The following is a 13,033-nucleotide window of genomic DNA, read 5'->3' on the forward strand; positions in this document are numbered from 1 at the left end:
GTCCGCCGACCGATCCGTCGACCGAGGAGAGGCCCATGCCGCTGCTGGAGCCGAAGCCGGAAGCCCTGCGTCCCGGGCCCCGCCCGTCGGGCCCTGCGCCCGACCGGGTGCCGGACCGGCAGGCGGGTGGCACGCCCGAGCCGCTGCGCACGGACCTGACCGAGCTGCTCGGCGCCGACAAGGTGCTCACGAAGGTCTCGGACCTGGTGCGCTACGCCTCGGACGCGAGCCCGTACCGCTTCGTGCCGCAGGTCGTGGTGGTCGCCGAGGACATCGACGACGTGTCGGCCGTCATGTCGTACGCGCACGGCAAGAGCCGCGAGGTCGTCTTCCGCGCGGCGGGCACGTCGCTGAACGGACAGGCGCAGGGCGAGGACATCCTCGTCGACGTGCGGAAGTTCTGGGCGGGCGTCGAGGTCCTCGGCGACGGCGCGCGGGCCCGTATCGGCCCGGGCACCACGATCGTGCGGGCCAACGCCACGCTCGCCCGGTACGGCCGCGTCCTCGGCCCGGACCCGGCGAGCGCCATCGCCTGCACGATCGGCGGCGTGGTGGCGAACAACGCGTCGGGCATGACCGCGGGCACGACCCGGAACTCGTACCGGACGGTCGCCTCACTCACCTTCGTGCTGCCGTCGGGGACGGTCGTCGACACCGGGGACCCACGGGCGGACGAGGACCTCGCGCACGCCGAACCGGCGCTCTGCGAAGGCCTGTTGGCGATCAAGCGGGAGATCGAGGCGGATGCCGAACTGACGCGCCGCATCCGCGCCAAGTACGAGATCAAGAACACGAACGGATACCGGCTGGACGCGTTCCTCGACGGTGCGACGCCGGTCGAGATCCTGCGCGGTCTGATGGTGGGTTCGGAGGGCACCTTCGGCTTCATCTCCGACGTCGTCTTCGACACGCTGCCGTTGGAGCGCAAGGTCACGACGGCGCTGCTGTTCTTCCCCTCCCTCACGGCGGCCGCCGCGGCGGTGCCCGTCTTCAACGAGGCTGGGGCGCTGGCCGTGGAGCTGATGGACGGCAATACGTTGCGCGCGTCGGTCAGCGTGCAGGGAGTGCCGCAGGACTGGGCGCAGCTACCGAAGGAGACGACGGCGCTGCTGGTGGAGTTCCGCGCGCCCGACGAGGAGCGGCAGAAGGGTGACGAGCAGAAGGCCGCCGAGGTACTCGAAGGGCTTGAACTGGTCGCGCCCGTCGCCTCGGTGACCAATGAGTTCACCCGGGACGCGAAGACGATCGCCGGCTATTGGAAGGCCCGCAAGGCGTTCGTGACGGCGGTCGGCGGATCGCGCCCCTCGGGCACCACGCTGATCACGGAGGACTTCGCCGTGCCGCCCGCGCGCCTCGCGGAGGCGTGCGAGGCGCTGCTCGAGCTGCAGACGCGGCACGGCTTCGACGCGGCCGTGGCGGGGCACGCCGCGCACGGCAATCTGCACTTCCTCCTGGCGTTCGACGCGGGCAAGCCCGCGGACGTGGACCGGTACGCGGCCTTCATGGACGAGTTCTGCGCGCTGACCGTCGAGCGGTTCGACGGATCGCTCAAGGCCGAGCACGCCACGGGCCGCAACATCGCGCCGTTCCTGGAGCTCGAATGGGGCCCGCGGGCGACGGAGTTGATGTGGCGCACGAAGCAGGTCATCGACCCGGACGGGGTGCTCGCCCCGCGCATCGTCCTCGATCGCGACCCGAAGGCACATCTGCGCGGCCTGAAGACCATCCCGAAGGTCGAGCTCATCGCGGACCCGTGCATCGAGTGCGGCTTCTGCGAACCGACCTGCCCCAGCGAGGACTTGACCACGACACCGCGTCAACGCATCGTGCTGCGACGCGAGATGATGCGCCAGCCGTCCGGCTCTCCGGTCGAGGAGGCGCTGATCGACGCCTACGGATACGACGCGGTCGACACCTGCGCCGGGGACTCGACGTGCAAGCTGGCCTGCCCCGTCGGCATCGACACGGGTGCCTTCATGAAGAGCTTCCGGCATGCGCGGCACTCGCCCCGCGAGGAGAAGGTGGCCGCCCTCGCGGCGAAGAACTTCAAGGCCGTCGAGGCATCGGCACGGCTCGCGGTGGCGGCCGCCGACAAGATCGGTGACCGGCTCCTGACCTCCGTGACGTCCGTTGCCCGCAAGGCGATCCGTCCCGACCTCGTGCCCGAGTGGCTTCCGGAGATCCCCGGGGCGGCCGCCCGCGCGCTGCCCCGCACCGCGCGCGAGGGCGCCACGGCGGTGTACTACCCGGCGTGTGTGAACCGCATCTTCGGCACTCCGGGGGACGTGCCGCTCCCCCAGGCCGTCGTCGCGGTCTCCGCGCGCGCGGGCAGGCCGGTGTGGATCCCGGACGACGTCGCGGGGACGTGCTGCGCCACGATCTGGCACTCCAAGGGGTACGACGAGGGCAACACGGTCATGGCGAACCGGATCGTCGAGGCGGCCTGGGGCTGGACCGCGGGCGGTCGGCTTCCGCTGGTCGTGGACGCGTCCTCGTGCACGCTGGGCATCGCGCACGAGGTGGTGCCGTACCTCACGGACGACAACCGGGAGCTGCACAAGGAGCTGACGATCGTCGACTCCCTGGTGTGGGCGGCCGAGGAGCTGCTGCCGCGCCTCACGGTCGAGCGCACCGTGGGATCGGCGGTGCTGCACCCCACCTGTTCGATGGAACACCTCGGAGACGTCGCCCAGTTGAGAGCCGTCGCCGAGGCCTGCGCCGACGAGGTGGTGATCCCGGACGACGCGGGGTGCTGCGCGTTCGCGGGCGACCGCGGGATGCTGCACAAGGAGCTCACCGAGTCCGCGACCGCGAAGGAGGCCGCGGAGGTCACGTCCCGCTCCTACGACGCGCATCTCTCGGCGAACCGGATGTGCGAGGTGGGCATGGACCACGCCACGGGCCGCAGCTACTACTCCGTTCTCGTGGAGCTGGAGCGAGCCACTCGGCCCACACCGCCCACGTAGCCCGCCTTTGGACGGCCCGGTAGCCGTTCACGGAAGTCCAAAGGCTCAGTAAAGGAAGTCCAACTCCCTGACCACTTGGGGCTCTTGCGCCCCGCTCTCACCGCCTCCAGGGTGGCTTGCGTTTGCCACGCACCGCACCCACCATTCTGGAGGTCCGATGCACGACGACAGCCTTCCCCTCAACACCCCCGAGCCCGAAGGCCGTTCACGCCGCGACGTGCTGCGCACGGCGGGCGTCGCGGGAGCCGGACTCGGCCTCGGGCTCGGCGCGCCGGGTTCGGCAACGGCACAGGCCGCGCCTGCCGCGGAGGAGAGTGCGGAGGTCGGCACGTCGCCGGCACGGCAGGGCGCGACGATGATCGGCGTCCCGTTCGAGCGGCGTTCCACGGTCCGCGTCGGGATCGTCGGTCTCGGCAACCGCGGCGGCAGCATGATCGACCTGTTCCTGGCGATGCCGGGCGTCCGGGTCGTCGCGCTGTGCGACCCGGTGAAGGACAAGACGGAGAAGGCCGCCGCCAAGGTGACGGCCGCGGGCCAGCCGGCTCCGGCGACGTACATCAAGGGCGATCACGACTACGAGAACCTGTGCAAGCGCGGGGACGTGGACTTCGTGTACGTCGCGACTCCGTGGGACTGGCACTTCGAGATGGCGAAGACGGCGATGCTGAACGGCAAGCACGTCGGCGTCGAATGTCCCATCGCCCTCCAACTCGACCAGCTGTGGGAGCTGGTGAACCTCTCCGAGCGCACTCGCAGGCACTGCATGCAGCTGGAGAACTGCTGTTACGGCCGTAACGAGATGCGGGTGCTGCGCATGGCGCACGCGGGCAAGTTCGGCCGCCTCCTGCACGGGGCGGGGGCGTACAACCACGATCTGCGCGGCTTGATGTTCGACCCCGACTACTACGAGGGACCCTGGCGCCGCTTGTGGCACACCCGGCTGCGCGGCGACCTCTACCCGAACCACGGCTTCGGCCCGGTCGCCAACTACATGGACATCAACCGCGGCGACCGCGTCACGCACATCTCCAGCTTCGGCACCCCTTCGCTCGGCCTGGCCGAGTACCGCGCGGCCAACATGCCCGCGAGCGACCCGAGTTGGAAGGAGACGTATATCGAGTCGGACCGCACGATCAGCCTCGTCCAGACGGCGAAGGGCCGCGTCATCCGCCTCGAACACGACGTCAGCACCCCGCACCCGTACTCACGTATCAACCAACTCGGCGGCACCAAGGGCGTGTTCGAGGACTATCCGGAGCGCATCTACATCGAGCCGGACCACACGAACGACGCGTGGGGCGACTTCGCGGCGTACGCGGACTGGGACCACTGGCTGTGGAAGGAGCACGCCAACCCGCCCGGTGGACACGGCGGCATGGACTACATCATGGTCTACCGGCTGACGCAGACGATGCGGCTGGGTCTCGTCCCCGACTTCGACGTGTACGACGCCGCGACGTGGACCTCGCCGGTGCCACTGAGTCATCTCTCCATCAAGGCGAAGGGTGCGCCGCAGCAGATCCCGGACTTCACCCGCGGCGAGTGGCGCAAGGAACGCGGCGGCGTCGACTCGGAGAAGCCCGCCGAGGGTTGAGCCGGTCGCGTCGGGGTGAGGGGTGCGCTGACGACCGGTGCGCCGGCCGTGTCGGGCGCGCTCAACGCGGGAACGGTACGGTCCCGCGCGGGCTGCCGCGCCCCCCACTCCGGCCCGATGAGTCACGCCGACCGGGGCCCGTCCGACTCGGCGGACGGGCCCGTCGCCGTACTGAGTGTCAGGCGGCCTTGAGGTCGGCCTTGTCCCCCATCACCACGACCGGGTGCTGCTTCGGGTCGAGCGTCTTGAGCAGGTACTCCATGTTCGCCTTCGACTGGCTCACGCATGCCGACGTACCGCTGCCGTGGTCCATGTGCAGCCAGATGCTGCCGCCCTTGGACTGGCCCTGCGGACGTGTCGGGTCGTTCGGCGAGGTGCCCTTGGCGCGGTTGTAGTCGATCGCGATCACGTAGTCGAAGTCGTGCCAGTGCGACTTGGCCCAGTAGTGCGGAGCCTGGAAGGACGCCGAGTGCGTGTACGGAAGCTTCGCGCCCGGGTCGGCCAGCACACCACCGGCGTCGCTGAGCGTGAACACACCGACAGGGCTGCGGTTGTCGCCCTCCTGGTGGTCCGTCGTCCAGCCCTTCTTGCCGTTGTGCCCGGACCAGCTGCGGTCCTTCTTCCAGGTGTCGCCCGACTTGGTGTAGAGGACGATCGTCGAGTCCGCCGAGTTCTTGCCGTCGCCGTAGACCGCGACGACCTGCTGGGAATCGGCCGGAATCTGCTTCTGGTAGCGGGCGCCCACGTCCGGGATCGTCTTCAGATCGACGGCGCGCGCCTCGTCGCTGCGCCCGCCGTCGGCCGAACTGTGCGCCCCCGACGAGTCGCCGCTCCCGCCGTCGCCGCTGTCCGCGCCGCACGCGGCGACCGTCGTCAGCAACACACCGCAGGCCGCCGCCGCGACACCCGCTCGAACCGCACCCGCAATACGCATGCGTTCCATGCTCGCACTCCGTCGCGCGAACCCCGGCGCCGGGCCCGCCCGAAGCGGACGATCCGGGCCGAATCTTTGCTCCGCGACGGAAAACCGTTTGCCTCCGGTCACCGAGGGGCGCGAACCTTTCACGGTTTGTTCCACCCACTCCGCCCTCGTCAACCCACGCTCCGCGTTCTCCCCTCCCTGCCCCTCTCACCTCCTCTCCTCTCACCTCCTCTCCTCTCCTCTCCGCTCATCGACTTGTCGAGCCCTGGGACGTCATGCAGATCTCCGACCTTCCGTATCCCGACCCGGGCGTGCCCGACGCACGCTCCGGCCCCCGGTTCCTGCTCTGGCTCGGCCGGAACCAGATCGGTGGCCAGCTCAAGTCCCTCGCCTGGGGACTGCTCCACTTCAGCTCGGTCGCCAGCCTCCCGTACGGCGTCGGCTACGCCGTCCAGGCCGTCGTCGACGGCTCCGGCACCCGGCTCGCCCTCGCGGGTGGGCTGATCGTGCTGCTCGGCATCGCCATCGCGCTCGGCGACACGATGCTGCACCGCACCGCCGTCACCAACTGGATCTCGGCGGCCGCCCGCGTCCAGCAACTGCTCGCCCGCAAGGCCGCCTCGCTCGGGGCCGCGCTGACCCGGCGAGTGGCCGCCGGTGAGGTCGTCGCGGTGTCCACCGGTGACGTCGAGAAGATCGGCTGGTTCGTCGAGGCCCTGTCCCGCTTCGCCGCCGCCGCGCTCACCGTCGTCCTGGTCTGCGTCGGACTCGTCGTGTACCAGCCCGCGCTCGGCGTCGTCGTCGCTGTCGGCATGCCGGTGCTCGCGCTCGCTGTTCTGCCACTGCTGCCCCGTGCCACACGGCGCGCGGACCAGCAGCGGGAGAAGGCGGGCCGCGCCACCGAACTCGCCTCGGACACGGTCGCCGGACTGCGCGTGCTGCGGGGCATCGGCGGTGAGGAACTCTTCCTCGACCGCTACCGCCGCGCCTCGCAGGAGGTACGCAAGGCCGCGGTGCGCAGCGCGCGCATGTGGTCGCTGATCTCCGCGATCCAGGTCCTCCTGCCCGGTCTGCTGCTCATCGTGGTCGTCTGGTACGGGGTCCATCTCGCCCGTGAGGGCCGGATCAGCGTGGGCGAGCTCGTCACCGTCTACAGCGCGGTGATGATCCTCAACTACCCGCTGCGGCACTTCGAGGAGATCGCCATGGCGTACTCCTTCTCGCGGCCCTCGGCGCAGCGTGCCGCCAAGGTCCTCGCGCTCCGGCGCGTCACCGAGCCCTCCGGGGAGCTGCGCGACGCGACCGCGCCGACCGGTGACCTGTACGACCCGGCCACCGGTCTGCTGGCCCCGGCCGGGCAGCTGACCGCCGTGGTGTGCGGCGACCCCGACCTGGCGGGGCGGCTCGCCGACCGGCTCGGCGGGCACCCGACGTCCGTCGACACCGACGCCGATACGACCGCCGGGTCCGACGGCTCGGCCGACGGTTCCGAGACCCCGAGGACCGCGGGCGAGCCGCTGCCCTCCGTCCTGCTGGGCGGAGTGCCGCTGGACGAGCTCCCGCTGGACGTCGCCCGCTCGGCGGTGCTCGTCCAGGACAAGGACCCGGTGCTGCTCTCCGGGACACTCGCCGAACTGCTCGACGTACCGTCCTCCGGATCGGTCCGGCCGGACGAGGCGCTGGCCGCGGCACAGTGCACCGACGTCCTCGACGCCCTGGCCCAGGCATCTCTGGACGAGGACCCGTCGAACGCCCGGATCACCGAACGCGGCCGCTCCCTCTCGGGTGGCCAGCGCCAGCGTCTGGCTCTGGCCCGGTCGCTGGTCACCGACCCGGAGGCACTGGTCCTGGACGAGCCGACGTCCGCCGTCGACTCGCACACCGAGGCCCGGATCGCCCAGGGGGTCCGCGCCCTGCGGCAGGGCCGCACGACCGTGGTCCTCACTTCGTCACCGCTGCTCCTGGACCGTGCCGACCGTGTGGTGTTCGTCCAGAACGGCACGGTCGTCGCGGTCGGCGAGCACCGTGAACTGGTGCGCACCGAGCCCCGGTACCGCGCGGTCGTCACCCGTGAGGCCGACGCGGAGACGGCGGGCGCGCCCCGGGGCCCGAGGACGGCATCCGAAGCGGACATCGAGATCGACATCGAGGAGACGGCATGATCGGCGTAGCGCCACCGGCCTACGACCCGGCGGCCCCGACCACCGCGAACACCCTGCCGGTCGGCGCCCCGGCCACGGTCCGCGGTTACGTACGCGAGCTGTACCAGCGCCACCGGCGCGCGTTCCTGCTGCTCATCGGTACGAACACGGTCGCCGTCGTGGCGTCCATGGTCGGGCCGTATCTGCTGGGCGACCTGATCCAGGACGTCACGGACGGCGCGAGCGGGCTGCGCGACCTCCACCTGGAACGCGCGATGGGCCTGTTCGTGATCGCCCTCGTGATCCAGGCGGTGTTCACCCGGCAGATGCGGCTGCGCGGGGCGATGCTCGGCGAGCGGATGCTGGCTGATCTGCGCGAGGACTTCCTCGTGCGCTCGGTCGGACTGCCGCCGGGCGTGCTGGAACGGGCCGGCACCGGCGACCTGCTCTCCCGTATCACCACGGACATCGACCGCCTCGCGAACGCGATGCGGGAGGCCGTGCCGCAACTGTCCATCGGTGTCGTCTGGGCGGGCCTGCTCATCGGTGGACTCGCGGTGACCGCGCCCCCGCTCGCCCCGGCGATCCTGATCGCGGTGCCGGTGCTGGTGCTCGGCTGCCGCTGGTACTTCAAGCGGGCGCCCTCCGCGTACCGCTCGGAGGCGGCGGGGTACGCGGCCGTCGCCGCGGCTCTCGCGGAGACCGTGGACGCGGGCCGCACCGTCGAGGCACACCGTCTCGGCGACCGTCGGGTGGAGCTGTCCGAGCGGCGGGTGAAGGAATGGACGGCGTGGGAGCGCTACACGCTGTACCTGCGCTCGGTTCTCTTCCCGGTCATCAACGCGGTGCACGTGCTGGTGCTCCTGTCCGTCCTCCTGATCGGCGGCGTCTTCGTCCTCCAGGGCTGGATCGGGGTCGGTCAGCTGACCACGGCCGCGCTCATCGCGCAGATGCTGGTGGACCCCATCGGTCTGATCCTGCGCTGGTACGACGAGCTCCAGGTCGCCCAGGTGTCCCTGGCCCGGCTCGTCGGCGTCCGGGACATCGAGCCGGACGCGGGCGACGCATCGGTGCTCCCCGACGGGCGTGACGTGCACGCGGACGAGGTGCACTTCGGCTACCGCGAGGGCGTCGACGTGCTGCGCAAGGTGTCCCTGGAGGTCGAGCCGGGCACGCGACTGGCTCTGGTCGGCCCGTCCGGCGCGGGCAAGTCCACGCTGGGCCGGCTGCTCGCCGGTATCTACGCGCCGCGGGCCGGACAGGTCACGCTGGGCGGCGCGGAGCTCTCCCGGATGCAGGCGGAGCGGATCCGTTCGCACGTGGCCCTGGTCAACCAGGAGCACCATGTCTTCGTCGGCTCGCTCCGCGACAACCTGCGCCTGGCTCGTACCGGGGCCGAGGACGCGGAGCTGTGGGCGGCCCTCGGCGCGGTCGACGCCGACGGCTGGGCCCGGGGCCTGGCCGAGGAACTGGACACCGAGGTCGGCTCGGGCGGAGTGGCGCTCACGCCGGCGCAGGCCCAGCAGATCGCGCTGGCCCGGCTGGTCCTCGCCGACCCGCACACCCTGGTCCTGGACGAGGCGACCTCGCTGCTCGACCCGCGCGCGGCCCGGAACCTGGAGCGATCGCTCGCCCGGGTCCTGGACGGCCGCACGGTCGTGGCCATCGCGCACCGGCTGCACACCGCGCACGACGCGGACGTGATCGCCGTGGTCGAGGACGGCCGCATTCGCGAGCTCGGCAGCCATGACGAGCTGGTCGCGGCCGACGGGGCGTACGCCGCGCTGTGGCGGTCCTGGCACGGGTGACCGTGCCGTGAGGTGGGGCGCGGCCGGGCTCAGATGAAGTTGAGCGCGGCCGCGCAGCCCACTCCGCCGAGCAGCATGAACACGGGCATGAGCACCTTCAGCTCGACCCAGCTGCCGGCCCGGAACCGCATGACCTTCGGCGGGCCGATCGGGTACCAGCGCTTGCGGCCGACCGGGATGGGCCACAGGATCGGGCAGCCCGAGACGGTGAGCGCGTCCCCGATGTCGTGCACCAGGGCGCCGAGGACGATCGGCAGGCCCAGCCACAGGTACTCCTGGCCGGGCGCGGTGAAGAGCCAGTCCGATCCGCTCCCCGGCTTGTCCAGGACTCCGGCGAGGATCCAGGCGCTGGTAGCCGCGAGCAGCCACACCAGGACGTCGCTGCTGGAGCCCCGCGCCGCGCGCCACAGCAGCCCTTCGATGGCGAGCACCATGTGCACGAAGAGGATCCCGAGCACGGCCCACCGGCCACCGGTGATCGCCACGACCGACGCGCCCGCGCCGATGAGCACCGCCCACAGCCACGTATGGGTGAGGGTGCGGTGCCCGCCGGAGCGGCGCGGGTCGCCCTGCTTCTTGGTGGCCTTGTAGACGGAGTACGACAGCTTGTCGACGATCTCGCACAGCCCGCGCGAGATCGGGCCGAAGGCTCGCGAGATCGTCGCCGCCTTGTGGTCGAGGTCGGGGGCGAGCGCGGCGCCCGCGCAGATCAGTGCGCCGACGAGGACGACCGGCCAGGGCATCGGGTGTCCCGCGGCCGCCGCGGCCGCGCCCACCCCCAGCCAGGCCGCCGCTCCTGACAGCGAGTGTGCCGGTCCCATCATGGCTGTGTTCCGCCCCTGTCCTACTTGTGCGGACCGCCCGCGTCGCACCGGCAAGTCCTACATGTCCCTTGTGTCGACGCTCTGTTGACCCCATGGGGGTGTGCGCGCCCTGACGCCCCGTCGGCGGCCCAGCGTATCCTTCGTGATCTTCGTACGGGCATCCGATTGCCGGATCGAGTGGGAAGACAGGCAAGATGGTGACGTGACCCTTATCGATCAGCTCCCCCAGACCACCGATCCGGACGCCCTCTACGACGCCTTCGAGTCGTGGGCCGAGGAGCGGGGTCTCACCCTCTATCCGCACCAGGAGGAGGCGCTGATCGAGGTGGTGTCGGGCGCGAACGTGATCGTGTCGACGCCCACCGGTTCGGGCAAGAGCATGATCGCGGCCGGAGCGCACTTCGCCGCGCTCGCCCGCGACGAGGTCACCTTCTACACGGCGCCCATCAAGGCGCTCGTCTCCGAGAAGTTCTTCGAGCTGTGCAAGCTCTTCGGCACCGAGAACGTCGGCATGCTCACGGGCGACGCCTCCGTGAACGCGGACGCGCCCGTCATCTGCTGCACCGCCGAGGTCCTCGCCTCCATCGCGCTGCGCGACGGCGCCCAGGCCGACATCGGCCAGGTCGTCATGGACGAGTTCCACTTCTACGCCGAGGGGGACCGCGGCTGGGCGTGGCAGATCCCGATCCTGGAGCTGCCGCAGGCACAGTTCATCCTGATGTCGGCGACGCTCGGCGACGTCTCGATGTTCGAGAAGGACCTCACGCGCCGCACGGGCCGGACCACCTCCGTGGTCCGCTCGGCCACGCGCCCGGTCCCGCTCTCCTACGAGTACAAGCTGACGCCTCTCACGGAGACGCTGACCGAACTGCTCGACACCAGGCAGGCGCCGGTCTACATCGTGCACTTCACGCAGGCGCAGGCCGTCGAGCGGGCACAGGCGCTGATGAGCATCAACATGTGCACGCGTGAGGAGAAGGACCAGATCGCCGAGCTGATCGGCAACTTCCGGTTCACCACCAAGTTCGGCCGCAACCTGTCCCGTTACGTACGGCACGGCATCGGCGTCCACCACGCGGGCATGCTGCCGAAGTATCGCCGTCTCGTCGAGAAGCTCGCCCAGGCGGGCCTGTTGAAGGTCATCTGCGGTACGGACACCCTCGGCGTCGGCGTCAACGTGCCCATCCGCACGGTGCTGTTCACCGCGCTCACCAAGTACGACGGCAACCGGGTGCGCACCCTGCGCGCCCGCGAGTTCCACCAGATCGCGGGCCGTGCCGGTCGGGCCGGCTTCGACACGGCGGGCTTCGTGGTGGCCCAGGCCCCCGAGCACGTCATCGAGAACGAGAAGGCTCTGTCCAAGGCGGGCGACGACCCGAAGAAGCGCCGCAAGGTCGTCCGCAAGAAGGCCCCCGAGGGCTTCGTCGCGTGGACGGAGAGCACCTTCGAGAAGCTGATCACCTCCGATCCCGAGCCGCTCACGTCCCGCTTCCGGGTCACGCACACGATGCTGCTGTCGGTCATCGCGCGCCCGGGCAACGCCTTCGATGCGATGCGCAAGCTGCTCGAGGACAACCACGAGCCGCGCAAGGCGCAGCTGCGGCACATCCGCCGCGCCATCGCGATCTACCGCTCGCTGCTCGACGGCGGCATCGTCGAGAAGCTCGACACCCCGGACGCGACGGGCCGCGTCGTCCGGCTGACCGTCGACCTCCAGCAGGACTTCGCGCTGAACCAGCCGCTGTCCACGTTCGCCCTCGCCGCGTTCGACCTGCTCGACAAGGAGTCGCCGTCGTACGCGCTCGACATGGTCTCGGTCGTGGAGTCCACGCTCGACGACCCGCGGCAGATCCTGCACGCCCAGCAGAACAAGGCGCGGGGTGAGGCCGTCGCCCTGATGAAGGCGGACGGGGTCGAGTACGAGGAGCGCATGGAGCGCCTCCAGGACATCTCCTACCCGAAGCCGCTGGAAGAGCTGCTCTTCCACGCGTACAACACGTACCGCACGAGCCATCCGTGGGTCGGCGACCACCCGCTGTCGCCGAAGTCCGTGATCCGTGACATGTACGAACGGGCGCTCACCTTCACGGAGTTCACCTCCTACTACGAACTCGCGCGCACCGAGGGCATCGTCCTGCGCTATCTCGCGAGCGCGTACAAGACGCTCGACCACACCGTGCCGGACGACCTCAAGTCGGAGGACCTGGAGGACCTGATCGCCTGGCTCGGCGAGATGGTGCGCCAGGTCGACTCCAGCCTCCTGGACGAGTGGGAGCAGCTGGCCAACCCGGAGGTGATGACCGCCGAGGAGGCCCAGGAGCGGGCCGACCAGGTCAAGCCGGTCACCGCGAACGCGCGCGCCTTCCGTGTGCTCGTGCGCAACGCCATGTTCCGCCGCGTCGAGCTCGCCGCGCTCGACAACGTCGACGAGCTCGGCGAGATGGACGGCGACTCCGGCTGGGACGCCGACGCCTGGGGCGAGGCGATGGACGCGTACTGGGACGAGTACGAGGACCTCGGCACCGGCCCCGACGCGCGCGGCCCCAAGCTGCTCATGATCGAGGAGGATCCGGAGCACGGCCTGTGGAAGGTCCGCCAGACCTTCGCCGACCCGAACGGCGACCACGACTGGGGCATCAGCGCCGAGGTGGACCTCGCGGCCTCCGACACCGAGGGCCGTGCCGTCGTCCGGGTCACGGACGTCGGTCAGTTGTAGGACGTCGACCGGCCGGGCGGTAAAGTCCGGCCGCGTCCCCGCGCCGGAGCGGTCCGGCCGCA

7 protein-coding genes are annotated in these 13,033 nt (G+C 70.7%); 5 read left to right on the forward strand and 2 right to left on the reverse strand.

Translation table 11 applies throughout. The features are described 5' to 3' along the window. The first annotated feature begins 35 nt into the window (after positions 1-35). The gene (locus B072_RS0132410; RefSeq protein ID WP_018534134.1) at positions 36-2,966 is read left to right on the forward strand and encodes an FAD-binding and (Fe-S)-binding domain-containing protein; all 2,931 of its coding nucleotides are present in this window, start codon (positions 36-38) and stop codon (positions 2,964-2,966) included. Between the two features lie 157 nt (positions 2,967-3,123). Beyond that, entirely contained in the window at positions 3,124-4,560 is a 1,437-nt protein-coding gene (locus B072_RS0132415; RefSeq protein WP_018534135.1) for a Gfo/Idh/MocA family protein, read from the forward strand. Positions 4,561-4,738: 178 nt separating this feature from the next. Here the strand turns inward: B072_RS0132415 and B072_RS0132420 are convergent, their stop codons facing one another. Beyond that, positions 4,739-5,503, reverse strand: coding sequence for a L,D-transpeptidase family protein (locus B072_RS0132420; RefSeq protein ID WP_234018965.1), 765 nt, complete (start codon positions 5,501-5,503; stop codon positions 4,739-4,741). Positions 5,504-5,757: 254 nt separating this feature from the next. On the opposite strand from B072_RS0132420, the gene B072_RS0132425 reads away from it, so the two are divergent. Continuing rightward, entirely contained in the window at positions 5,758-7,644 is a 1,887-nt protein-coding gene (locus B072_RS0132425) for an ABC transporter transmembrane domain-containing protein (RefSeq protein ID WP_018534137.1), read from the forward strand. Beyond that, a complete protein-coding gene (locus B072_RS0132430; RefSeq protein ID WP_018534138.1) occupies positions 7,641-9,431 on the forward strand; it encodes an ABC transporter ATP-binding protein in 1,791 nt (596 codons plus the stop codon). Before B072_RS0132425 ends, B072_RS0132430 begins: the two co-directional genes overlap by 4 nt. A 29-nt stretch (positions 9,432-9,460) precedes the next feature. Here the strand turns inward: B072_RS0132430 and B072_RS0132435 are convergent, their stop codons facing one another. After that, the gene (locus tag B072_RS0132435; protein WP_026246537.1) at positions 9,461-10,255 is read right to left on the reverse strand and encodes a metal-dependent hydrolase; all 795 of its coding nucleotides are present in this window, start codon (positions 10,253-10,255) and stop codon (positions 9,461-9,463) included. A gap of 202 nt (positions 10,256-10,457) precedes the next feature. Here B072_RS0132435 and B072_RS0132440 point away from each other — a divergent pair, with 202 nt between their 5' ends. After that, positions 10,458-12,971, forward strand: a complete 2,514-nt coding sequence (locus B072_RS0132440; protein ID WP_018534140.1) for a DEAD/DEAH box helicase — start codon at positions 10,458-10,460, stop codon at positions 12,969-12,971. The last annotated feature ends 62 nt before the right edge of the window (positions 12,972-13,033 follow it).

It is taken from the genome of Streptomyces sp. HmicA12 (genome assembly GCF_000373565.1).
Taxonomy (GTDB): domain Bacteria; phylum Actinomycetota; class Actinomycetes; order Streptomycetales; family Streptomycetaceae; genus Streptomyces.

Excerpts from the sequence above, each read along its gene's own strand:
- B072_RS0132415 (WP_018534135.1), top strand. The coding sequence starts at position 3,124 with ATGCACGACGACAGCCTTCCCCTCAACACCCCCGAGCCCGAAGGCCGT.
- B072_RS0132425 (WP_018534137.1), top strand. The coding sequence starts at position 5,758 with ATGCAGATCTCCGACCTTCCGTATCCCGACCCGGGCGTGCCCGACGCA.
- B072_RS0132410 (WP_018534134.1), top strand. The coding sequence starts at position 36 with ATGCCGCTGCTGGAGCCGAAGCCGGAAGCCCTGCGTCCCGGGCCCCGC.
- B072_RS0132435 (WP_026246537.1), bottom strand. The coding sequence starts at position 10,255 with ATGATGGGACCGGCACACTCGCTGTCAGGAGCGGCGGCCTGGCTGGGG.
- B072_RS0132430 (WP_018534138.1), top strand. The coding sequence starts at position 7,641 with ATGATCGGCGTAGCGCCACCGGCCTACGACCCGGCGGCCCCGACCACC.
- B072_RS0132420 (WP_234018965.1), bottom strand. The coding sequence starts at position 5,503 with ATGGAACGCATGCGTATTGCGGGTGCGGTTCGAGCGGGTGTCGCGGCG.